The organism is Ornithinibacillus liuyingii (genome assembly GCF_055550225.1).
In genome coordinates this window covers 65841-88786 of the sequence record NZ_JBPWOS010000002.1, presented here as the reverse complement: position 1 = coordinate 88786, position 22946 = coordinate 65841, and the positions used below count along the sequence as shown (strand labels likewise).

The following is a 22946-nucleotide window of genomic DNA, read 5'->3' as shown; positions in this document are numbered from 1 at the left end:
AAGTGGGACGCTCTAACAAATCGTTCCACTTCTTTCTTCTTATTCCAATAATAGCCAAATCCACCTTGTTATTCCATTTCATTTTAAGATAGTCTGCTATAAGATTAAGTGGTACTATGTTGGAAATACTAACAATAATGGAACATGTATATTTAGGAGTGACAGCAACATGATGCATTCATCTTATAGCCCTATCTTAATCACTTTTTCATTGATTATATTTATTCTATCTATCTACACCTCATTCATTTTAGTAGAAAGAATCCTTGATGGACTTCGTTCACACAAAATATTTTGGATCATAACAGGGGCATTTGTGATGGCAACTGGTCTTTTTTCTTTTCATTTTATTGCCATCATCGCCCATCACATTGCATTTCCACTAAACTATAATTTAGAAATACTAATCATGTCCTTTCTATTTGCCCTAATGTCATCGTTTGCTGCTTTTCTAACACTTTATGTTTCGCAACTGACAAAGGCAAAAACTTGCCTTTGTGTGTTTATTATTGCTTCCGGCATATTTCTATTACATTATTCTGCAATACTTGCGATGGATGAACCACTTATTATTCAATTTAGCTCGTTATCCTTTGGATTAACGATTGTCTTGGCTTCCGTATTTGCCATCTTAACGGTTATGATGTTCAAGCAAATAAGAGATCGGACCGCTCATACGTTTACACGGGCAGGAGGCAATGCAATCCTATTAGGAATTACGATATTTGCCCTACAATATGTTGGAATGGGAGCAATCGAAATTCTCCCTCATGATCATTATGAAAGAGGCCCTACAGATATTGACACATTTACATTAGGTATCATTTTATCGAGTACATCTTCTTTGATTATTATTATCACCTTGTTCATCGCCTGGTTTGATTATCGTTCCTTACAAAAACAGAAGCAGCTAATCAATCAAATTAAGCATAGTGAAATGCGTTACCGCGATTTAGTTGAATATTCCCCTGAGCCCTTACTTGTTCATGATGGAAAACGAATACTATTCGTTAATGATATTTGTATAAAATGCTTACGAGCATCGGATAAATACGAAATCATAGGTAAACCAATGGAAGATTTCATTCATCCCGATTACCACCGAATTGCAAAGCTGCATGTAAAAAATCTATCCGATCAAAAGCAGGTAGATTTTACCGAAATGAAGTTCGTCGCACTGGATGGTTCATTAATTGATGTTGAAATGAAAAGTTTTCCAATTGTGTTTGAGCATAAACCAGCGATTCAATTAATCGTCCGGGATATTACAGAACAAAAAAAAGTAAAACGAGAATTGGAGGATAAACAACAACGCTATTCCTCTTTGTTTGATAATAATCCAGACCCCGTATTTTTACTAAATTCGAATGGCATTTTCCAGGATGTAAATGCTTCTGGTGGGAATTTAATAGACTATACAAAAGAAGAGCTACTTCAAATGTCATATCAAGAAGTAGTTGATACAGCAAATTTAGATGTCGCAATAGATAAATTTAAAAAAACCATATCAGGTAAGCCACAAGCATTTGAATTAGATGTGAAGGCGAGAAATGGTAGTATCATTCCCGTTAACATTACTACCATTCCAATTACGATTGAAGGCGAGATTACTGGTATATTTGGTATTTCAAAGGATCTTACGAAAGAGAAGGAAGCCCTACGTCAAATCAAGCATCTAGCATATACCGACCAATTGACAGGACTCCCAAATCGTAGATGGTTTTATCAGCACTTGTCAGAAGTGATTAACCGCTCTGAAGAATACCCGAATTCATTAGCCATTCTAGTAATCGATTTTGATGATTTTAAAGATATTAACGACTTATTAGGTCATCATATGGGTGATACCTTCCTCAAGCATGTTGCTAAAAAGCTACAAAACAGTGTTAGAGAACAGGATCAAATAGCAAGGATTGGCGGAGATGAATTTATCATTACTTTAAAAAATGTGACTAGAGAAGAAGCGGAGCAAGTTGCAGAAAGAATACTCGACGTAATGAATCAACCGGTTGACTTAGCAGGTAACGACTTAATCATAACGCTCTCTATCGGCATTAGTATCCATCACAACTGTTCCATCCAAGTAGAGACATTAATCAAACAAGCAGATTTAGCAATGTACTTAGCCAAACAAAAAGGAAAAAATAACTATCAATTTTACAATGACCAGTTAAATGAAAAGGTGAAGAGACGACTTTATTTAGAAAACGCCTTAAGAAAATCGATCGAAAATAATGAGCTTACATTATATTATCAGCCACAAGTAGAATTAAGCACTAGAAAGCTAGTTGGATTAGAGGCATTGCTTAGATGGAACCTGGAAGATGAACACGTCTCTCCAGCTGAATTTATTCCAATTGCCGAAAAGACTGGCCTAATAGTCCCTATCGGAGAGTGGATTCTCCGGGAGGCTTGTCGCCAAATTAGCAGGTGGAAGGATCATCCTTATCTTCATGTCCCTGTTTCTGTCAATGTATCTGCTAGACAATTAGTCGAGCCAAGCTTTACTAAAAGAATCTATCAAATATTAATGGAAGAAAGCATTGACCCTAAATATCTGAAGCTAGAAATAACCGAAAGTGTCATGATGGACATAGAAGACTCAACCTCTATAGTAGAAGAATTACATGCACTTGGTTTAAAAATCGCAATTGATGATTTCGGAACAGGCTATTCATCCTTACACCTTATTACTAGTCTCGATTTTGAAACACTGAAAATCGATAAAACACTTGTCGATATTCATAATAAAAGAAAGATGCATGTATTAAAGGCGATTATCCAGTCCATGGACAGACCCGTTGTCATAGAAGGTATTGAAACGGAAGAAGAATTTCAAGTTTTAAAGGATTTTAACGCTATAGGACAAGGATACTATTTCGCCAGACCTCTCCCGCCAGAAAAATTATAAATAAAGACAGGTGCTCCCTTATGGGTACCTGTCTTCTTATTTATGCACTAGATTTCGTAATATGCTTTTGTTGGTACCTTTGGTCTATAATCCCTAGGAATGCTTTAAATTTTTTAAACGTAAAAGCAAATACAGGACTTTGAACAAATGTAAAAATAAACGTAAAGATAAATACAGGTCCTCCTAAAAGGAAACCAATCACCAATACAAGTGTCTCCACTAGGATACGGATGGTTCCAATTGACTTACCCAGTTTATCGGAAATCGATAACATAAATCCATCCCGCGGCCCTGCCCCTACTTCAGCTGAATTGTATAGTCCGCCACCGAAGCCCATCGTAATTATCGCCACAACCATTACTAGATAATCCGTCCATGTATGTGTCGCATTCGGAAGGAAATCAATCCATAGAAACATATCAACAAATACACCTACGAGAATTCCATTTAAAAAGGTCCCTAATTTCACATAGCTCTTATCCAAGATTAACGAGACAATAATTAATAATACCGAAATAATAATCGCCCAGGAACCGATAGACAAGCCAAATTTATCAAAGAGCGCTACATTTAACACATCCCATGGATGAATTCCTAAATACTGCATTTTCAAGGCTATGGTAATCCCATAACTAAAAATTAACAATCCTAGCATATAAAATGACCAACGAATAAAACGTATCATAATTCCCTTCTTTCTGTCCTTATCATAGTATGATTTTGAATATAATGAAAGATTTCTGAACCGAAATATGAGCACGTTATTTAGGAGTAAATAGGACAACAACGGAAAGTACTGTAAAACTTCCAGTCGACTATTCTGAGATTGAATAGCTGGACTAGGGTTCGCCTAGGCAGATAAACCTTGTAAAATAAATAGGAGCAGCACCTCAGAATCGCTATTTTTCTGACGTGCTGCTCCCTCTAATATCTCTATTCTTGTCCAGGAGCTCTAGTGTGTACTTCTTCATTCTCCATTGCGCGGAAATATTTTAAATCATTCCCTGTTGGATTTTGGAATAAGCGTAATCCGAATTCTTTCGCTATAGCGAATAGGTGGTCAAAGATATCGGATTGAATCGATTCATAAGCCGCCCATTCTGTCGTATTCGTGAACGCATAAATCTCCAGTGGCAGCCCATTTTCTGTCGGATCTAATTGCCTTACCATTAAGGTCATGTCCTGACGAATTCCAGGGTGGCGTTTTAAATAATTTTCAACATAAGCACGGAACACACCGATGTTTGTCATTGCTCTTCCATTCACCGGATTTTCTCGACGGACCTTATGTTTCCGGTTGTATTCTTCAATTTCTGCTTCTCGCTCCGTTATATAATCAGAAAGAATCTGAATCTGTTTTAAACGTTCCATCATCTCTGGAGAGCAGAACCCAATACTTGTCGTATCCAAATATAGTGAACGCTTAATCCTTCTTCCCCCTGCATCCTGCATTCCTCTCCAGTTTTTAAAGGAATTCGAAACTAACGCATAAGCAGGGATCATCGAAATCGTTTTATCCCAGTTTTGCACCTTTACCGTATTTAACGTAATATCTATTACATCACCATCTGCATCATACTTCGGCATTTCAATCCAGTCCCCAACACGGACCATATCGTTCGTAGTTAGCTGAACCCCAGCAACAAGCCCTAAAATGGAATCCTGGAATACTAACATAATAACCGCTGATAACGCACCAATACCACCTAATAAAACTAGCGGGCTTTCTCCAATTAAATTCGCAATGATTAATATAGCTCCAATTATGACGAAAATAATATTAGCTACTTGAATATATCCTTTAATTGGTCGAGTTTTAGAGACTTCAAAAGTACGATAAATATCATTAATTGCATGTAATGTACTATTAATTACCAATAACATAATCAGAATGATATATGTATTAGACGCCTTTTGAATCAATGTTACATAGTTTGGAAAACTCGTCGCAAATTGATAAATGATGATTGCCGGTACAATGTGTGATAGCCTGTGAAAGACTTTTCGTTCTATAAACACATTATCCCATGTATATTTATTGTTTCTAATGACCCTTGTAATGATCCTTACAACAATCTTCTTCGTAATAAAATTTGCAATGATACAGATTAAAGCGATAGCTAAAACCTTAAGACTAATAGTAAGATATTTTGTAGTCGCTGGTTCCAAGTCAAAATCTGCAACCCAATTCGTAATAAAATCCTCCATGTTTGTCCTCCATACCTAACGAATATGTATTATGATACCAAATGTATTCGTCTATGTAGAGTATTTAAGGTCTGTCTGCTAAAAAAATCTATAAAACAATTACATCTATCATAACAAACAAACGATACTTTTCCCATCAAACAAGGTACATCCCACAAGCATAATTTACGTATCATGCAAATAAAAAACCAAGCTACCCAAGCACCTTCTCCGGGAATTTCTAATAGGATAGGATAATTGCTATTACTGTTACCAGTTAGGAGGAATCACATGTTTTGTCATCAATGCGGCGATAAATTAGTGGACGAATCTACTTTTTGTATAAATTGTGGGGCAAAGGTTGACCAAGATAATCAAATTACAGAACAAATCCAGTCACCGGAAACACCGAATACTTCGATACACTCTCATGAAACTAGCCCACCCCAGGTTGAAACAAATGGTAAAAAAACATTAATCACTCATTCGCTATTCCCTTACGTTATCCCCCTTATAAGTCTCGTATTGGTTTCTGTTTTCCTTATCTTCACTTATTTATCAGAGCAAAGGAAAAATGATCAGGTACTAGAATTACAACAAACGGCAGAGGCAAATGCCTTAGAAGGAAATTTTACAGAAGCCACTAAACTGCTAGAAGATGCAATCGAAATCAGACCAGATTATGACGTATTACAACAAAACCTAGACGAAGTTAATCGTGCCCAAACATTTGCCGATCAGCTTGATGCTGCCTTGACACTGTCAGCGAATCAACAGTTTGATCAGGCTGAACAAGAGCTGACTACATTAACCAATCAACTTGCAGCCGAAAATAGTCCGCTTTTCACTTCCTTTGAAGTCCTTATAACGGCAGAAGAGGAAACTATCACGATTGAAAAAATAAAATTGGAGCTCCCTACCATAACGAACATCGATGAGCTAGCCAATAAACTCAATACGCTAGAGGCATTATCCAATACCGAAGCGGAAGCTGTAAAAACAGAGATTATGGATAAAATTGTTCAAATTGCTTTCGAGGAGGCAAGTACACTTTATACGGATGGATATTTTGAAGAAGCACTCGCTATGTTGAATAAAGGATTAAATTATAGCTCCAATAACGAGCAATTATTAGCCTTTAAAGATGAAATAGAACAGGCAATCACTGCCTTTGAAGAACAGGCGGTACAAGACGACCTGCATAATCGCACTGCAGCTGTAGAAGTTACCTACTTCGATGCAGTGCTTGAAGAGAATGGTGACATCACCATTTCCGGTACTCTTATTAGTACAGCCACCGTTCCAATCTATTCGTTAACCGTTTATTTAGCTATCTTTGATGAAGAAGGGAACTTTCTCTTTGAAGACATATTATTTGTTGAGCCATATGAATTAAACCCAGGTGATGAAGGAATATTCGAAGGTGTCATTGAGGATGTGAACCAAGAGGCTTATATTGAAATCACTAATATTACCTGGTACTTCGATTTGTAATGAAGGGAAGTGGAGCAAATGAATAAACATTGGATTATTAGTCTAGTCCTAACCGCTGTCGTTTTGGGAATTGGAATCACCGGTTTTTTCATGATCAAGGGCACAATACCTGGTCAGCTTGACCAACCGTCTAGCATTCTCTTAGAGAATAACGCTTCAATTGAAGAAGATAAAGCAGGTGAAACCGCGTTAAAGGATATTATTCAAGAAGCACAAACGAAAGTAGTAAAAATTGAACTCGCCGATGGCTCCATCGGTTCTGGGTTCTTATATAACGACATGGGCGATGTGATTACCAACGCCCATGTTGTTCATGGTGTGAAGGAGGTGACGATCGTTACTTCCGATGAACAACAATTTACCGGAACTGTCATCGGCATTAGTAGTGATATCGATATCGCCTTAGTAAGAGTCGAAGGGTTACAAGGTCTTGAACCCTTATCCATACGAATGGATAAGGTAGAAGTCGGTGAGGACGTACTAGCACTTGGCAATCCCCTTGGCTTAGACAACACCGTAACAACCGGCATCATCAGCGGGGTTGGAAGAGACTTTGAGCTCCCACCATATACGTACTCCGATGCCTACCAAATCTCCGCCCCCATTGCTCCCGGAAATAGCGGTGGTCCCCTCCTCTTAAGTGAAACAGGAGAAGTCATCGGCATTAACTCCGCTGCCTCCGAAGTTGGAACCATTGGATTCAGCATCCCAATTATTGACGTACTTTCATTGATTAAAGGATGGTCAGCATCACCAATGACTACGCTACCTGGGGTTGAATAGATTAATTGTTTGTGTTGGATGGTACTTTATTATTGAATTTAAATTGATTTCTTAGGCAAGATTACATTAACACCCCCCTCCACCCTAAGACTGAGGCAAAAGTCCGTCCTATGACATATTGTAATAATTTTCTAACTATACTACGATTATTGTAAACCAACATGGTCAAGGGGGACAAACCATTGTATACAGATATATTTCGTGAACTAGTCGATATTATGCATCATGATTATGCTGGTTATCTTGATAAAAAAGGCTGGGATAACCCAGAAGAATTTGAAAGTAAGATTATGGAACTAGAAAGAAATTCTAACCTAACGCCTCACTCCTTTCTAAAAATCGTGGAAGACTATTTACTAGATTTTCAGGACCCACATATCTTTTTCAACCTCATCCAAGCTGAAACACAAAAGAAATTGGATAATGGATTTCGTGTTAGGCGATACCAAGATAAATTGTATGTCACCACACTATCGGGAGAGAAACGTTTAAAGCCTGGCGATGCAATCCTATCCCTTAACAACACGCCCATTCCGGAGCTAGTAAGAAAACATCAACGTGAATTAATGGAAATGAAAGCAGAACGTGAGGATTGGCGAAAAATTATCCGAAACTATGATGTAGCTGAAATTATCCACCTAGATGGCTCTACGGAGTTCATGGAACTAAAAGAGTATGAGAAGCCTGAATATGTGCCACAACACACCATAACGAAAGTAGCTGAAGATACATTATGCATGACACTAACCGATTTCAATGAACCAGATACACTGACAACACTCCTTTCAAAGCATGAGCAGGAACTGGCAGCTACGAAAAATCTCATTATTGATGTTAGAATTAATTATGGCGGAAGTACACTTGCATACCAATCTCTAGAAAAATATCTTTTCCCTGACCATAAAATAACGATAGATATGCAAGATTACTTCATGAATTTCAACATTACAGATAGAAATGCAGACTTCATGATTCAATCCATTAATGAGGAGCTTACGAAGATAGATAACGAGGAATATCGTAATAGTTTAACCCGCTGGAAAGAAGAAGTCTGGGTTAAACATAGGGGGAAAGGTTTAGTTTCCATTGAGGACGAGGAAGAATACGAAATAACCGGAACGAAATCCCCAAAGCATATCGTTGTATTAACTGATAATTATTGTGGAAGTGCTGGGGACATATTTGTCTGGCTGTGTAAGAAGTCACCGAAGATTACCGTACTCGGTAGACCAACGATGGGGGTCAATGATTACTCTAATTTAATTGATATAAAGTGGAACAACCAATTCCAATTGATGTATCCAACATCCAGATTAAATCAGCTCGATAAACGGAAGCCTGGTGCAGAACCTGGAATTAAACCAGAAATTTACATTCCATGGACACCAGAGCATATACGAAAAGATATCGATATGTGTTGTGCAATGGAAATCTTAAACGAGAAAAACAAAGCCCATAGATGATAAAAAAACACTTATAACCGCGCTAATCTTAGCCGTTATAAGTGTTTTTATTAGCCTTCTTCACTTCAGAAAAGCTTCGTCCTTCGAAACACGCACCCTATCATCAGGAAAATACTTCTTAAAATATTTCTCAACCGCAACATGAATATCCTGACGATACCACTCGGACAAGCCATGCTTCTCAAACAATTCCGGCATCCCTAACCTAGCTGATCGTCGCCCCATCGAACCATCCCCAATACGTAATGTATCAATCCAAACATGATCAACCCTATCTTCCAAAACCTTTGCAAAGTTTGGAGTAAATGGTAACACTGGTGAAACAGATGCCTGGGTTGGTATCCCTGCATCATGCAATCTTTTTAATACCTTTAAGCGCAATGTTACACCAGGGGCATAGGGGGCAAAAATCCGCTTCATATCCTCTCGATCCGTTTCAATCGTCATCGATACAAGGACATCACATCTTTCTTTAAGTTGTAAAAGCAAATCCATATCCCGTTCAATAAGCGGTCCTCGTGTTTGGATTTGTAGGAAGTCAGGTGGATGTTCTATCATCTCTGCCAATATTCCTCGTGTAATTTGGGCATCCCGCTCTATAGGCTGATATGGGTCTGTAGCAGACGCCATAAATATATTGACAGCTGTATCCTTTTTACGCAATTTTTGCATCTCTTTCCGGTAATTCTCCGCCGCGTTCTTTTTAATATTGACCCATTCTCCCCATGGAATGTCTTTAAATCGTTGGATGGGCATTTCTCGAACATAACAATATAAACACGCAAAGCCACAGCCACTATAAGGATTTAATGAATGGGTAAATCCAACATCTAAGTAGCCTTTTGCTTCAGTCAATATTGACTTGGAAACGATTTCCTGCAACTGAATGTTCACTTGATCCACCTCCCAAAATCCACTGTTTATTCTATTTTACTCCGCTAATCTACTCCGATAAAGTTTTTATTCTCACTTCTCTCAACATCTTTATTATCACATCGCAACCACCTATGAATAAACTAATCAAAAAGGTGTGAGATATATGCCTAATTCATTCCCCGTTCAGATAAGAACGCGACAAATAAGTGCAGGTCCGAAAAAAATAGTCTATTATCCTCAAGTAGTACAAATGAACAATCTACATCTACAACACTTTATCAATCAACCCATTATTCAAGAAACGCAATCCTTAATCAATCTACAAACCGGCGATAACCCACAAACCGTGGTAGAAATGCTTGGGACATATGAAATCAAAAACAACCAACGCGATATTCTCAGTATCTTGTTAACCAATTATACCTACCATGATCGAGCGGCACATGGGATGACATTTAAACGATCCCTATCCTTTGATTTAAAAACTGGGAAAAGGCTTAAACTAAAAGACCTCTTTAAACCAGGTAGCGATTATATCACAAGGCTCTCCGAGATCATCCATGTACAAATTAAGCAACGCGATATCCAATTAATCGATGATTTTACCGTAATAAGCCCTAACCAGGATTTCTATTTAGCTGATAAAACTCTGGTCATTTATTTCCAGCTATACGACATTACGCCATATGTGTTTGGTTTCCCAATGTTTCCTATATCTATTTACGATATTCAAGATATTATCAAGGAAGATGGTCCATTAGGAAGATTAGCGGAGAATAATTAACCCCACCGACTTGAACAATATGGTATGATGAAATAGAAAATTCCAATAAAAACCAATGATCGCTGAAGTGAGGACAATAGAAAATGAAGCAAGTATTAGGGATTGTTTTATTGGTCATAACATTAGTCGGTTGTAGCAATGAACAGGTAGTAAATAATCATTATTACTATTCCTTAACAGGTGAAGGTGAAAGTTGGAGCATTAATTCCTATCAACTGGTAAAAGCAGGAAATGCAGTCTTAACAATGAAGGATACTTCAGAATTCCTAACTAATTCATACCAGATTCAGGTATTTGCTGAAATAGATGGTAAAGAAGTATTTGCTTCAAAATGATACATTTAAATATAATGTTGATAAAAATATAGCAAAAATATCGACTGGAATTACAGAAAGCTCTGGGGAAACAACTATCTTACCAGATAAAATGAACACTATTTATTTGATTATAAACTGGTACGACATGAATGATGAAACACTATTAGAAGAAAAGATAGATCTATATGATAAGCATGTGTTCCTTAACTAAAGGAAAACCAACCTCACCTGGAGTGTTGGTTTTTTTGTTTGATTTGGACATAGTAGTAGAAGGAGGTGTTTGTATTGTGAAGCAAGGCAATAAGCAATCCCACCGTAATCATCGTTTTACACCTAATAAAATCAATAATTATCAAGATAATGATCAAACCTCGAGCGAAGAAAGGCATAGCAGAAATGCCATGGAGTCAGCAGTTGAAAAAGAATACCCTCGAATTGACACGGAAAATCTTTAGACAACAAGAAAAAGCCTCACATGCTCAGGGAATCCCTGAGCATGTCCAAAGACTGATATGAAGCACGTTCTATTCTAAAACGATATAATACATATGTTCTTTCTCCACCAGGTTCCCTTTCACTTCCCCAATTCCTTCCATAAAGATTACCCCATCACGTATAATCGGTTTTTCATCTAGCACTAGGTGTAGCTGTTCTATCGCACTAAACGTATCACCACTATCAACAATAACAGGCTGACTAATTTGAAAAACCTTGTCGTTAATCGCAACCGAAATAAAATGCTTATGTAAACGTTTATTGTCCTTAACTATCACATTCATCGGGTCGAACCCTTTGGAAACCATGTCACCTTTTAAATAAACATGGTACCCCTTTGTTTGCTCAAATTGAAGAAAGATTTCTTCTTTTTCTTTTGTAATACTTTCTATAATTGAAATGGTCTCGTCACTAATTTCTAAGTCATGGATACGATAAGGTTGCCATTCCACCAGTTCCTTTAACATGTCATATAACAAGTTATCTGATGCAAAAAACGTCTCTTTCCAGGCAGGAGCAAGCTCATCAAGCAATGAGCAAAGGAATAATCCAGAGCTATAACAACTCTTGCGCAGCATCCTCGACGACTCGCTATTATTTAGTAAACTACTACGATATGTCGTTAAACTATCCGCATATGCCTTATGGCTCATATGACGATAAGCCTGTGATTCTACATAAAAAGCAGGACCCTCTACTGTTTCAATAGAAAGCTCATAATCTAAATACTGCCCCATCACCGTTCTTCTACTTTCCCTAGCAGCAATAAATTGTGTTAATGAACGATATTGTTCTTCCTTCGTAGTAGCCATCACCGCATGATAAAGATACTGCCTTTCTCTATTACGTAATTCTATATTTTCTTTTAGTAATGGATAGTTCATTCCTAGTAACTCATTAGGGAATCGTTTTTCTCCTTGAAGGTGTTGGAATCCATGGAATAACTCATGCACGACAATCGAATAAATACGCTCCATATCGCTGTAATGTTCTACATTCACGATCGCTGTCGGATAATCCTCATACAAAATAAGTGTATCTGCACCGCCTGAATTGTTCATCCCATTCGACATAACAATACGGCTCATTATCGCAATCAAACTTGATATGATTATAGAGGTAAACACCGTCTTTATCATATAGCGCAAAAGCTACTATTTCAAATCTTGGCCAATAAGAAATAGCATGTTGTTTTATAAAATTGTACAGATTTTCAGCATTCACCGTTCTATCTTTTCCCTTTTTTAGCAAGTCCTGTTTCATTCCGAATCAATCCCTTACGTCGAGTCCTTGTAGTATAATTTTCTAAGTTAGTCCATCATAAACTTTTGTTTTATAAATCATCATATAAGCGTTTTGGTCATAATAAAGTCTATTTGTTCTTCATCTCCCATATAAAAGGAGTGGGATCCCGTTTGAACAAACCCCATCTTTTTATAAAATGCAACTGCATTTTCATTTTTCTCCCAAACACCTAGCCAAATTTTCTTTTTGTTCTGTTCCATTGCAAATTCGATTGCTTTGTTTACTAAATATTTACCAAGACCATGTTTTTGATAATCCTGCTTAATATAAATTCTCTCAATTTCTAGTGACTCAGCACCCATATCTTCTGATTGAGCATTCTCTGTATTAACCTTTAAATATCCAGCTAATTTTCCATCTACATAGACAAAATAGAATCGAGAGGAAATCGTAGATAATTCTTTTTTTAATTGCTTTAAATTAAATGCCTTTTCCAAATAGGCTTTCATATTTTCTGCTGTGTTTTGATGTTTAAATGTTTCATTAAACGTTTCATAACTAATTTCTTGAAGCATGTGTAAATCTTCCATGGTGCATTTAATTATCGTTATCGTCATATCATTACGCCGCTCCTTCATAGAACACTTAAATAATTTGTCTTCTCCGTTAGATAAGGTCAATTAAAAGTAAAAATCATACCCTAGATAAGTGAATGCCTTTTTAAATCCTACATTTTCAGCAATGGCAATAGAAGGCTTATTTGATTCCATACAATCCCAATAAGGTGTATACTCCCTCTCCAAACACGCTTGAACAAAGGCATGAGCTAATTTTTGCGCTAACTTTTTTCCTCGATGCTTTTCTAGCGTTTCAATATTGATACTATGTGTTTTCTCTGCAACAAAACCAGAAAGACATGTACTAACTATGTTATTCTCATGGACAATGCCATAACCAATTCCTTCTTGAAAAAAAATCTCTCTTGATGCCCAATTTTCACTCACTTTATTTTGTATTTTCGTTATATTTTGAATCGAACCATCTTTATTTTCAAAGAGAGATTCATCTATTTTCACCATATCATATCCTGGTTCCATATCAGGCTCATAGATTTTCCTGTAGTCCTTTGGTTCCAGAATATAAACTCTTTGCTTCCAGCTACCTACTTGCCGATGTTCAAACAGCTTTTGAATTGTCTCATTCCACTTCGGATGATTACCAATTCCTTCAAAAAAGTCCAAGCCCACTTTCATTGCCTCTATCCGAATTACCGAATCAATGAATTGGTTTAATTCGGAATTAAAGCTATCATTTTTCTCATTACCAATAAAAATAAATCCATCATTATTGCCTAACCAAATAAGTCCAGTAGTAGGAGAATTACGATCATCCACAAATACACGACCGGGATTGATCCCTTCTATTATTGCTTTCGCTTCTATTTGCCCGTCTTCATATAAGAGATCCCTACACATATAAAACCCATCTCTAGTTAACTCTGAAATCATATTTTTTCCTCTTCTCTATCATCTATTTTCAGTTTACTAACTTTATTCCGATGACCACATCATTAGCCGATTCGAGTCAATCCTTCCATTAGACCTCTACTATTCTAATATATACTCACACTCATCATAACATAATATTTAGAATTTTTTACCACACACCTATAAAACCCCAATCTATTCTAATACAAGCTATTTATGGAAAAGATACTACTAAACATTACGCATAGGAGAACTAACGATGGAATTACAGTTAATTGAGGCATATGTCCCAGAACAAATTTTTGGCCGGACAGATGAAGCTTTGAAAAACTATCCCCATGTTTCTTATTGGATATCAAAGGAAACAGCGGATCGTACATTAATCCGTGTGCTCGTACGAACAAAGGATACCGAAGAAATATTAAACTATCTGGAAAAACAAGCACAGCTTACGGAAGGATTTGAAGTGCTGCTTTTTCCCGTTCATACATATATGAAGCAATTATCTAAGGAGGAAAAAGAACAGAGACAGCAAGAAACCGAGGAAAACACGAGAAAATTACAACGTGTCAGCAGACAGGAATTACTAGGTACCATTACTAAATCAAGCCATATTACGCTAAATTATACGTTAATGATGATGATTGCAGCCGTTGTTGTCACAATTGGGTTTATTCAAAATAGTCCTGCCGTGATTATTGGGGCGATGGTAATTGCCCCAATGCTTGGGCCAGTAATATCCATTGCCTTTTCATCTATACTGGGGGATTTCTCCTTACTACGGAGTGCCTCCTTTACCTTGTTATATGCAGTTGCAATTGTTATAGCAATATCCATAGGGTTTACCTTCTTTTTCCCAGTACCATTAGACAGCAGTGAATTTGCAACGAGAACTCATGTGAACATTGCCGACATGGTATTAGCCTTTGTCACCGGAATTGCTGGTGCTTTATCCATTTTGAATCGACTTCCAGGATCATTAGTAGGTGTCATGGTCGCTGTAGCTCTTATACCACCTAATGTTGTCTTGGGGATGTCCATAGGATCTGGATTGTGGAAGGAAGCCTATGGATCACTTCTATTACTAGTAGGGAATATTACCTCCGTTATTTTGGCAGGTATCATTGTATTTTCTTTAAGTGGCATTCGTCCGGTTAGGTGGAGTGAAGTAGAGAAAGCGAAAACTTCACGAAAACGATCAATCCTGTTTGTTAGCTTAGTCATTCTGCTATTAGTAATTGTCATTCTTTTTAGTAATAATCTTGATTTAATATAACTAAAGGAGAGCTCCTATACGCTTGGGTAGCGCTAGAAGAGCTCTCCTTTTCTTTTACGTTAGCTGCTGTTCGGCAAACTCTCTATACAGTTCATGGTTTTCCACTAACTCCTGATGTGTACCAACTCCAGTGACAGTCCCTTTTTCAATAAAAATAATCTTATCTGCATCAACAATCGTGGATAGTCGATGGGCAATAACAAAGGTCGTTCTACCTTCCATTAGCCTTGTTAATGCCGCTTGAACAATTCCCTCTGATTGACTATCCAAGCTTGCAGTGGCTTCATCCATCATTAAAATTTTTGGATTTCGTAAAAATGCACGTGCTATATTAATCCGCTGCCGTTGTCCACCGGAAAGCTTTACTCCCCGCTCGCCGACTTCTGTATCCATTCCATTACTGAATTCCTGGATAAATCCGTCAGCATAAGCCATTTTCGCCACTTCCCATAAGCGATCATCCGGAATGCTTTCGGCTTCAGGTAACCCATAGGTTAAATTTTCTCGAATCGTTCCAGCCATCATCGCATTTTCTTGGGATACATATCCAATCTGACTGCGCCATGACGCTAATGATAATTGGTGAATGGATGTATTGCCAACTCTGATTTCACCTGTGGTCGGCTCATAATATCGCTCTAACAAAGCAAACATGGTAGACTTCCCACCACCACTTGGACCCGCAAAAGCAATCATCTCACCAGGGTTAGCTTGAAATGATACATGATGAAGAACGGGTTCTCCATCTTCATAGGCAAAGGAAACATCCGATACTTCAATTGATTTATCCGTTATATCCATTTCAATTCCTTTTTGCCCGGCTTCGTCATCCGAATCCAGAATCGTAATAATTCTCTCTGTCGCCCCTTTTGCCTTTTGTAACTGTGTGAAAAACATCGCGAACGACGTAATCGGAAAGATAATCTGAAATAAATACAGTAAAAATGCTACTAATGATCCTGTTGTCATCAATCCCTCTGCTACGCGAATACCACCGTACCCAATAATCACCACAATAACAAGCATCATTACCGTGTACATCAGAGGACCAATCAAAGCAAAAATGCGCGCCTCTCTTAATCCAAATTGTAGGAGCTTACCAATTCCTGTTACGCCTTTTTGTTTCTCAACGGATTCTGCTGTCGATGCTTTCATTAAGCGAATTTCACTGATAGTATGTTGTATCATCCCAGAAAATGTAGCCGTTTCATCCTGTAATCCTTTAGATACCTTAGCCATTTTAGTCCCTAACGGAATCATGATTGCGGCTGTAATTGGCACCGCCAGTAGCATCATTAACGTCATTTTCCAATCCAAGATAAGTAAAATCGTAACGGCTCCAATAATGGAAATAATGCCCCCAATAAATTGAGGGAAATGCTGGGAAATTAAATCTTTTACAATACCAGTATCATTCACTACCCGACTCACCGATTCCCCACTTGCCTGCTTATCAAAGTAGCGAACCGGGAGACGAATCATTTTATTCCACATCATCTCACGCATCCGAGCAACAATCCTCTGCCCAACTGCTGCAAGTAAATAGGTAGACACCCCGTCCACGACAGCCTGCAAAATAAACACCACAACAATCGCGATAATAATCCATATGCTCAAGGATTCTAACGAAAAGCCGTCGACTAATTCACCCGTTAACATCGGGATTGTCAATCCGATTAGCGTCGTAATGACGCTCCCAATTAACCCTATCGTGAGAGCTAATTTCGGGACATTAGTCGATTTTATGAGTGTAAGAAAAGGTTTAAAACCATTATTTTTTTCCATCGTTTTTATCTCCTATATTCTACGTTTTTACGTTGATCTTTCCATATAATATTCCATCGCTTTGGCAAGCCATTCCTCTTCTTCTTTTGAAAAAGGAGATGGAACCATTGTCTCTAATTCCATTATCTTTTCTTCCTCTAAATCTATTTCCCCTAATTCTGTCACAACATCTTCTCCTAAAAATTTGAAAACTGCTTCCATATACGATTCAACTAGCTCTTTTACTTCCTTATCCTCAAACGGTCTCCCATATAAGCGTTTGAGACCTTTTGACACTTTGATATACTCTTTATCGATCGCTAATTTTTCATCCTCTGTCTTACTTTCTATAAGCTCTGCCACGGATTCCAACTGATATTTTTCCAACCATTCCTTCTGGTGTGGTTCTGTTTGTATACTACTAATTAATGATAGTAATACAGAACTTTCTACTTCTCCTTCCTCCTCCAAAATCATAATCGTTCTCTTGATCGCTGCTAGTGATCTTTCTATATTTTCTTTTTCTTCTTCTAACTTTTTCACATGGAGGTTTAGGGTGCTATTAAGGCTAACTGTAAAGCTCTTCTGATTTAACATCTCACCTATTGTATCCAAACTATACCCTAGGAACTTCAGACTTACAATTTTTTGCAAGGTAACCACATCTTCATCCTTATACAAGCGATGTCCAGAACTCGGATGTTTCTCGGGCCGAAGCAGTCCAAGCTCATCATAATAATGTAGAGTTCTAATTGAAATTCCAGTACGCTTAGAGAATTCCCCTATTAGGTATGATTGTTTTCCCATTATAATCCCCCTCTAAAGTTCGTACTTTCATTATAAGACCTCACGTAACTGTAGGTGCAATACAAAAATAAAAAAACAGGTTGGGACAAAAGAATTTATTTGAAAGGAAAAACCGAATGATGAGCAAGGACCCCGCTTCGGAAATATACTTCGCTTTCCGCGGGCGGCTGGTGAGCCTCCCGCAGGAGTCTACGTATATTTCCGGAGCTAGTATCGTGTATCATTCGGTTTTACATTTAATTCTTTTTGTTTTGTCCCAGCCTCGTCATGGCGTAATTGCTATCAATTTATTACAGGTATTCTAACTTCCCCTTTACTTGCTTAACAGCGATTATTGAGGCATCACTTCCATAGGAAAAACGGAACTTCTTCCTAGCTTCTGCAGGCGATCTTGCCATAACCGTTTTTAACCATTTGGTTCCATTAAGTTCCGCTTCGACTACATACCTTTTAGTACCACATTTCATGTAACTCCCACCTTTTCAGCTATTATCTCGTGAATAATCAAGTTGGTCAAAAGTTTGGATTAAAATGCTGAATGGTAAGTGTTTTACACTACTTCACCTTTAAGGCAATTGCATAGATTGCATTACCATCGGAAACATCTTCATTACTTTCATCCATCCACCAAACACCAATATCATAATAGTAGACTCCTTCTTCTTCCGGTGCTGTAAAAGTAAAATTCGTTACAGCGACATCTTTAATTTCCTTATTACTCGTTTGTGTAAGATGAACTTCATTCGGTAGCGGTTCGTAGTCCATTCCGAATGTCACGGTTTCACCTGCCTCTATCTCAATTGGTTCCTTATCTTTTAGCAATACTTCAGATCCAGCAACATCCACACATTCAGCAGTTGAATTCGACTTCCAGCAATAGGCACCAAGTACCGTTTCATATTGTTGACCTGAAATTTCAACCCACATTTTAGGCGGTTTATCGACCTCCTCTCCCTCTTTAGTAGCGGCACTAGTATTACAACCTGTTAGTACAAAAGCTAACACGACAAAGTAAAATAACAACCTTTTCAATTGAAGTCCTCCTTTTTTATCTATAGGACGTCAGTATTAACGGATTTGTTTCAATGAGCTTTTGCTAAAATAGGTACTTAATTAAGAGTGATTTCACAGTTTCAGGAAGGTTTGGTGAGAGAAGTTAATTCAATAAGGACTTTTATCCTATGTAGACATGCTATCGATTTTTACCCGGAATGATTGAACATTCCTTAAATCATCTGCATTGACCGCATTATTAGTTTACTATCTAGCATTCAAATATAGATACATTTACCTACTTTTTATGCTAAGATAATGAATGGAAATGATAAAATAAAGGAGATTTCACATGACACTTGAACAATTAAACAACGAAACATTGCGGAAAAAGAATAAAATTATACTCATTATGTTAATACTTTCCGTTATTCTCGGTACAGTAGTGGAGATGAGCCTAAATAAACCGTTATTGCTCATATGGACAATTGCCATTGGTGGAGGAATATTGTGTGCTATTATTGCCTTCTTACATATAACGAACCGCCTAACAAAATTAATTTCTTATATGTCTATAATCGGTTTAGTCATTCTGTTAGGTGCCATTATTTTAATTAGCCCTTCGGAGAATAACCTATCATTAATTTACTTTTTATTAATTTGTTCTGCCCTATATATGAATTTAATTCTATATGTAATCGGAACATGTTTTGGATTAGGATTACTAATCTTTGCTTTCACATTAAATGGTGATATTTATTCATCTGATCTTGGCACGTATTTACTACTATTTTCCTTAGCTATTATTGTATTATTTTTCCAGCAAAAAATTATGGGTAGCTTGGAAAAAAACCTTGCTTCTAGCCAAGTGGCCATGCAGGAAAAATTAGAAGCAGAATCCAATCAACGTATTGTATTAGCAGAAAACTCTAAAGTAATAGCAGATAATATGTACACAATTGAAAAGCAGTCAGAAGCTGAGAAAGTAGCAACCCAAGAACTTAATTCTGCTATCCAAGAAATTGCTGCTGGGGCACAGTCACAAGGAAATGCTATCAACGATATCACGGAAGCCGTAGAAACCACTGCTAAGCAAGCTGTTTCCATGAATAGTCAAGTTGAGCAAATCAGTGAATTCACGACACAAATCACGGATCAGATTAATGAAGGTCGTACACAATCACATGTATTGAATGAGCAAATGAATGAGTTCAAGGAGTTTCTTGAACTTACTGAAGAGAATATGAAACAATTAAGTGAGAAAATTGAATCGTCCTTAAGCTCCATTCAAGCTATTCAAGGAATTACCTCCCAAACCAATTTACTTGCACTCAATGCTTCCATCGAAGCAGCAAGAGCTGGTGAAGCAGGAAAAGGCTTCTCCGTCGTAGCAGATGAAATCCGCAAACTAGCAGAGACTTCTGATAAAACGGCTGTTCAAATTTCTACTACATTACATGAAATACATTGTAACAATGTAGAAACACAGGATCAAATGAATACCGTTGCAAGAAAAATGGATGAAAATATCGAAGGAACAAGGAAAAACCAATCTATCTTTGATTCTATTCAAGCATCCATTGTCCAATTAAAAGAAGAAGTGAATTCCTTTGGGACACTTGCTAAAAATATCGACCAAGAGACTGTATCCATTGAGAGTGCTGTAAATGAATTTGCATCCTTATTACAGCAAGCATCAGCTTCTCTAGAAGAGATTTCAGCTACTGTTCAATCACAGACTAATTATAAGGAACAGCTTACTGAATTAATTCAAGAGACGAATAAAGCTACCCAAAATCTAAAAGGTTTATTTTAGATAACTCACGTAAAGTAATGCCTCCCAAAAGATAGTTGCAATTCTATCATTTGAGGAGGCATTACTAATGTGAGTTATTTGATTCCAAGAAAAAGTATTTCCTTTATTGATATCAGAATAAGTTCCCCTAGTTACAATAAGAATGGGAGAACAAAAAGATGTCCTAGCATAACATAATCCTATTATTACTCTTTGTTATAACTCATTTCTAAATCACCTATCATTTTCCCTTGCAATGTAAACGAATCCTCTATTATCCAGTTTTCATCCTTTAGCTGCACTTGGAAAATATGGTTTACTCCATCTTCTGTTTTATAAACAACATAACCTTTCTCACCTGATTTTTTCTCTATAATTACAATAGGATTCACCACAGTCTGATTATTAATTTCTTGTTCTTTTTGGAAGTCCATTGCTAAATCAAGATTAAATATTGGTAATTCTGCTTTGAAATATTCTCCTAGTTGTAGTCCCATTTCACTAGCGACTTCCTCTACCATATAATCCATAAAGTAGGTTTTTTTGTCCACCTTATCCTCTCTTAATCCAAAATCCATAATTTTGTTAGAGACCTCTTGTCCCTTTATCGTACTCAGATCAACTTCAATCGCTAATTCTTCCAGTTCAATTATAGTCCCTTTTTCGTCTATGACTGGTACAATAGTTATCAGGTTATCTTGTAATGGCTCAAATAAAGCATTCATCTTCAGAACCTGCTTATCAAATTTTAAGAGAGGGATAATTTTCTTCGTATAATCAATGCTCTCCAACCTATTGCCATAATGGTTATAAACAAGAAAATCATAAGCTGTATCATCCCCCAACGGCATATCCAATTCCATATGGATTTTTGTCCCACTTGGTCCTAGTTGAATACTAAACACTTCAAATTTATAGTTATTCGCTTCTTTTGTTTTACCAACTTCATAAGCTAAAGTATTGGTATTCTTAGTAACAGGGATTCGGAAGTTCCAATCTCCCTTCGTATGAAAAATCTCACTAAAACTCACATCTAATGCAAAACTATTCGGCAATGTGGCAGTAGTTTCTATTGTTCCAATCACTTGGTCACCTTTCAATGTACTATGGCTACTCATGCTAGTAACAGTTTGATTATCAATTCCCAATTTCACCTCAGTATCTAATGCTTCGAATACTCCCAAATCATCAACATTTGGTATCGTGTATCCTACTACTAATCGAAAATCATCATAGTAAACTTCCGTAATCGTTACTGGAATATCTTGACTGACATATGTTTCTCCTATTTTTGTTACAAAGCCTTCATTAGAGGCATGTTCCAACCCAGTATCAAAATAGGATAGTACACTCCCAATCAATGGTACCTGACTTAAAATCTTCGCCATAACAGGAGAAACAAATGCAGAACTAAATAAAATAATCATTAAGGTGGCTGCCGTAGCAATTAGATAATAGAGCTTTCTATTCTTCTTTCTAGAGGTGGAAATAGTTTTAGTTATGGCCGTATCCAGTTTATCTTCAGGAATAGGAATTGCATGAACTTTACGCTTAAAGTTATGTATCTCATTATCCATTCATATAGTCCTCCTCTATTTTTCCTTTTAATAATTTTAATGACCGATGTAAAGATGATTTCACAGTCCCCTCCGGACAATCTAGGAATTCTGCAATTTCGCGACTAGTCAAATCCTCATAGTATTTTAGAATAATAATTGTCTTGTCTCTTTCATTTAAGTAATCTAATAGGTCATATAAATCTAGTTTTTCCTCGGTATGAACCATTCGTTGTTCCACAATTTCTACATTTCCATCTTCAAATGGGATAACTTTCTTCTGGCGTCTAAGAAAGTCTATCGCACAATTGATGGTAATCCGTTTTAGCCATGCCGCTACTTGATTAATTTCTTTCATATTCCCAATAGATAGGAGCGCTTTATAGGTTGCCTCCTGAACGATATCAACAGCATCATTTTCATTTTTAACGTAAAGGAAAGCAATGCGGTATAGCCTTTGTTTTTCAGCTTGAATTATTTTTGCAAAAGCTTTTTTGTTTCCCTTTTTGGCTTTATTTACATCGCGTATGGTGTACATGTCGTCCTCCTTTCCTATACATGACGAAAGAGGGGGGAGAAATCGTTGCATTTATTTTTGTATATAAAAAATAACCACTACATAAGATTAGCGGTTACTTCTTGTTCCATCAATTTTATTTTTAAAAGGTACTTCTTTCTTCTCCTCCCATCATATGGTTACCGATATGCAAAAT

General features: G+C 37.1%; 22 protein-coding genes. 10 read left to right on the top strand and 12 right to left on the bottom strand.

Translation table 11 applies throughout. From position 1 onward, the window contains the following. Positions 1 to 169: 169 nt before the first annotated feature. Entirely contained in the window at positions 170 to 2911 is a 2742-nt protein-coding gene (locus tag ACSKT4_RS03340) for an EAL domain-containing protein (protein ID WP_465822804.1), read from the top strand. Between the two features lie 40 nt (positions 2912 to 2951). On the opposite strand, the gene ACSKT4_RS03335 is transcribed toward ACSKT4_RS03340, so the two are convergent. Both ACSKT4_RS03335 and ACSKT4_RS03330 read right to left on the bottom strand, forming a co-directional pair. Next, positions 2952 to 3596 carry a YczE/YyaS/YitT family protein gene (locus ACSKT4_RS03335; protein WP_186870847.1) on the bottom strand — a complete coding sequence of 215 codons (645 nt, stop codon included), beginning with the start codon at positions 3594 to 3596 and terminating at the stop codon, positions 2952 to 2954. A 248-nt stretch (positions 3597 to 3844) separates the two neighbouring features. Continuing rightward, the gene (locus tag ACSKT4_RS03330) at positions 3845 to 5119 is read right to left on the bottom strand and encodes a mechanosensitive ion channel family protein (RefSeq protein ID WP_186870846.1); all 1275 of its coding nucleotides are present in this window, start codon (positions 5117 to 5119) and stop codon (positions 3845 to 3847) included. A gap of 270 nt (positions 5120 to 5389) precedes the next feature. Here ACSKT4_RS03330 and ACSKT4_RS03325 point away from each other — a divergent pair, with 270 nt between their 5' ends. The 3 genes from ACSKT4_RS03325 to ACSKT4_RS03315 all read left to right on the top strand — a co-directional run bounded on the left by ACSKT4_RS03325 (position 5390) and on the right by ACSKT4_RS03315 (position 8838). After that, on the top strand, positions 5390 to 6592 hold the full coding sequence (locus ACSKT4_RS03325; RefSeq protein WP_186870845.1) for a zinc ribbon domain-containing protein: 1203 nt from the start codon (positions 5390 to 5392) through the stop codon (positions 6590 to 6592). An 18-nt stretch (positions 6593 to 6610) separates the two neighbouring features. After that, positions 6611 to 7375 carry a S1C family serine protease gene (locus ACSKT4_RS03320; RefSeq protein WP_186870844.1) on the top strand — a complete coding sequence of 255 codons (765 nt, stop codon included), beginning with the start codon at positions 6611 to 6613 and terminating at the stop codon, positions 7373 to 7375. A gap of 182 nt (positions 7376 to 7557) precedes the next feature. Continuing rightward, a complete protein-coding gene (locus ACSKT4_RS03315) occupies positions 7558 to 8838 on the top strand; it encodes a S41 family peptidase (protein ID WP_186870843.1) in 1281 nt (426 codons plus the stop codon). A gap of 60 nt (positions 8839 to 8898) precedes the next feature. Here the strand turns inward: ACSKT4_RS03315 and ACSKT4_RS03310 are convergent, their stop codons facing one another. Further along, positions 8899 to 9732: a radical SAM protein gene (locus ACSKT4_RS03310; protein WP_186870842.1), complete on the bottom strand. Its 834-nt coding sequence runs from the start codon at positions 9730 to 9732 to the stop codon at positions 8899 to 8901. 145 nt (positions 9733 to 9877) lie between these two features. Between ACSKT4_RS03310 and ACSKT4_RS03305 the strand changes: the two genes are divergently transcribed. The 4 genes from ACSKT4_RS03305 to ACSKT4_RS03290 all read left to right on the top strand — a co-directional run bounded on the left by ACSKT4_RS03305 (position 9878) and on the right by ACSKT4_RS03290 (position 11270). Beyond that, positions 9878 to 10498, top strand: a complete 621-nt coding sequence (locus ACSKT4_RS03305) for a DUF3298 and DUF4163 domain-containing protein (RefSeq protein WP_186870841.1) — start codon at positions 9878 to 9880, stop codon at positions 10496 to 10498. 83 nt (positions 10499 to 10581) lie between these two features. Further along, a complete protein-coding gene (locus tag ACSKT4_RS03300) occupies positions 10582 to 10833 on the top strand; it encodes a hypothetical protein (RefSeq protein WP_186870840.1) in 252 nt (83 codons plus the stop codon). Continuing rightward, positions 10820 to 11026: a hypothetical protein gene (locus ACSKT4_RS03295; protein WP_186870839.1), complete on the top strand. Its 207-nt coding sequence runs from the start codon at positions 10820 to 10822 to the stop codon at positions 11024 to 11026. The genes ACSKT4_RS03300 and ACSKT4_RS03295 overlap by 14 nt, the downstream gene beginning before the upstream one ends. 76 nt (positions 11027 to 11102) lie before the next feature. Beyond that, positions 11103 to 11270, top strand: coding sequence for a hypothetical protein (locus ACSKT4_RS03290; RefSeq protein ID WP_186870838.1), 168 nt, complete (start codon positions 11103 to 11105; stop codon positions 11268 to 11270). A 69-nt stretch (positions 11271 to 11339) separates the two neighbouring features. Here the strand turns inward: ACSKT4_RS03290 and ACSKT4_RS03285 are convergent, their stop codons facing one another. The 3 genes from ACSKT4_RS03285 to ACSKT4_RS03275 form a co-directional block, all read right to left on the bottom strand. Further along, complete coding sequence (locus tag ACSKT4_RS03285) at positions 11340 to 12371, bottom strand: hypothetical protein (protein WP_465822801.1); 1032 nt, start codon at positions 12369 to 12371, stop codon at positions 11340 to 11342. 282 nt (positions 12372 to 12653) lie between these two features. Continuing rightward, positions 12654 to 13172, bottom strand: a complete 519-nt coding sequence (paiA, locus tag ACSKT4_RS03280; protein ID WP_186870877.1) for a spermidine/spermine N(1)-acetyltransferase — start codon at positions 13170 to 13172, stop codon at positions 12654 to 12656. A 63-nt stretch (positions 13173 to 13235) separates the two neighbouring features. Continuing rightward, positions 13236 to 14063, bottom strand: a complete 828-nt coding sequence (locus tag ACSKT4_RS03275) for a GNAT family N-acetyltransferase (RefSeq protein WP_465822799.1) — start codon at positions 14061 to 14063, stop codon at positions 13236 to 13238. A 238-nt stretch (positions 14064 to 14301) separates the two neighbouring features. Here ACSKT4_RS03275 and ACSKT4_RS03270 point away from each other — a divergent pair, with 238 nt between their 5' ends. Then, entirely contained in the window at positions 14302 to 15318 is a 1017-nt protein-coding gene (locus ACSKT4_RS03270) for a TIGR00341 family protein (protein WP_186870835.1), read from the top strand. Positions 15319 to 15372: 54 nt separating this feature from the next. Here the strand turns inward: ACSKT4_RS03270 and ACSKT4_RS03265 are convergent, their stop codons facing one another. The 4 genes from ACSKT4_RS03265 to ACSKT4_RS03250 all read right to left on the bottom strand — a co-directional run bounded on the left by ACSKT4_RS03265 (position 15373) and on the right by ACSKT4_RS03250 (position 18921). Further along, on the bottom strand, positions 15373 to 17103 hold the full coding sequence (locus ACSKT4_RS03265; protein WP_465822797.1) for an ABC transporter ATP-binding protein: 1731 nt from the start codon (positions 17101 to 17103) through the stop codon (positions 15373 to 15375). A gap of 27 nt (positions 17104 to 17130) precedes the next feature. Next, positions 17131 to 17889 (bottom strand): MerR family transcriptional regulator, encoded by a 759-nt coding sequence (locus tag ACSKT4_RS03260; protein ID WP_211741924.1) that lies wholly within the window; start codon positions 17887 to 17889, stop codon positions 17131 to 17133. A gap of 290 nt (positions 17890 to 18179) precedes the next feature. Then, positions 18180 to 18356, bottom strand: coding sequence for a hypothetical protein (locus ACSKT4_RS03255; protein ID WP_465822795.1), 177 nt, complete (start codon positions 18354 to 18356; stop codon positions 18180 to 18182). 88 nt (positions 18357 to 18444) lie between these two features. Beyond that, positions 18445 to 18921, bottom strand: coding sequence for a hypothetical protein (locus tag ACSKT4_RS03250; RefSeq protein WP_211741925.1), 477 nt, complete (start codon positions 18919 to 18921; stop codon positions 18445 to 18447). Between the two features lie 313 nt (positions 18922 to 19234). Between ACSKT4_RS03250 and ACSKT4_RS03245 the strand changes: the two genes are divergently transcribed. Further along, positions 19235 to 20698, top strand: coding sequence for a methyl-accepting chemotaxis protein (locus ACSKT4_RS03245; RefSeq protein ID WP_465822793.1), 1464 nt, complete (start codon positions 19235 to 19237; stop codon positions 20696 to 20698). Positions 20699 to 20883: 185 nt separating this feature from the next. Here ACSKT4_RS03245 and ACSKT4_RS03240 read toward each other — a convergent pair whose 3' ends face one another. Both ACSKT4_RS03240 and ACSKT4_RS03235 read right to left on the bottom strand, forming a co-directional pair. Next, positions 20884 to 22254 (bottom strand): DUF4179 domain-containing protein, encoded by a 1371-nt coding sequence (locus ACSKT4_RS03240; RefSeq protein WP_465822792.1) that lies wholly within the window; start codon positions 22252 to 22254, stop codon positions 20884 to 20886. After that, on the bottom strand, positions 22247 to 22771 hold the full coding sequence (locus tag ACSKT4_RS03235) for a sigma-70 family RNA polymerase sigma factor (RefSeq protein ID WP_465822791.1): 525 nt from the start codon (positions 22769 to 22771) through the stop codon (positions 22247 to 22249). The genes ACSKT4_RS03240 and ACSKT4_RS03235 overlap by 8 nt, the downstream gene beginning before the upstream one ends. Between the last annotated feature and the right edge of the window lie 175 nt (positions 22772 to 22946).

Bases quoted from the DNA above. Each gene is read 5' to 3' on its own strand.
- ACSKT4_RS03340 (WP_465822804.1), top strand. From the start codon at position 170: ATGATGCATTCATCTTATAGCCCTATCTTAATCACTTTTTCATTGATT.
- ACSKT4_RS03335 (WP_186870847.1), bottom strand. From the start codon at position 3,596: ATGATACGTTTTATTCGTTGGTCATTTTATATGCTAGGATTGTTAATT.
- ACSKT4_RS03330 (WP_186870846.1), bottom strand. From the start codon at position 5,119: ATGGAGGATTTTATTACGAATTGGGTTGCAGATTTTGACTTGGAACCA.
- ACSKT4_RS03325 (WP_186870845.1), top strand. From the start codon at position 5,390: ATGTTTTGTCATCAATGCGGCGATAAATTAGTGGACGAATCTACTTTT.
- ACSKT4_RS03320 (WP_186870844.1), top strand. From the start codon at position 6,611: ATGAATAAACATTGGATTATTAGTCTAGTCCTAACCGCTGTCGTTTTG.
- ACSKT4_RS03305 (WP_186870841.1), top strand. From the start codon at position 9,878: ATGCCTAATTCATTCCCCGTTCAGATAAGAACGCGACAAATAAGTGCA.
- ACSKT4_RS03300 (WP_186870840.1), top strand. From the start codon at position 10,582: ATGAAGCAAGTATTAGGGATTGTTTTATTGGTCATAACATTAGTCGGT.
- ACSKT4_RS03285 (WP_465822801.1), bottom strand. From the start codon at position 12,371: ATGAACAATTCAGGCGGTGCAGATACACTTATTTTGTATGAGGATTAT.
- paiA (WP_186870877.1), bottom strand. From the start codon at position 13,172: ATGACGATAACGATAATTAAATGCACCATGGAAGATTTACACATGCTT.
- ACSKT4_RS03275 (WP_465822799.1), bottom strand. From the start codon at position 14,063: ATGATTTCAGAGTTAACTAGAGATGGGTTTTATATGTGTAGGGATCTC.
- ACSKT4_RS03270 (WP_186870835.1), top strand. From the start codon at position 14,302: ATGGAATTACAGTTAATTGAGGCATATGTCCCAGAACAAATTTTTGGC.
- ACSKT4_RS03265 (WP_465822797.1), bottom strand. From the start codon at position 17,103: ATGGAAAAAAATAATGGTTTTAAACCTTTTCTTACACTCATAAAATCG.
- ACSKT4_RS03260 (WP_211741924.1), bottom strand. From the start codon at position 17,889: ATGGGAAAACAATCATACCTAATAGGGGAATTCTCTAAGCGTACTGGA.
- ACSKT4_RS03255 (WP_465822795.1), bottom strand. From the start codon at position 18,356: ATGAAATGTGGTACTAAAAGGTATGTAGTCGAAGCGGAACTTAATGGA.
- ACSKT4_RS03245 (WP_465822793.1), top strand. From the start codon at position 19,235: ATGACACTTGAACAATTAAACAACGAAACATTGCGGAAAAAGAATAAA.
- ACSKT4_RS03240 (WP_465822792.1), bottom strand. From the start codon at position 22,254: ATGGATAATGAGATACATAACTTTAAGCGTAAAGTTCATGCAATTCCT.
- ACSKT4_RS03235 (WP_465822791.1), bottom strand. From the start codon at position 22,771: ATGTACACCATACGCGATGTAAATAAAGCCAAAAAGGGAAACAAAAAA.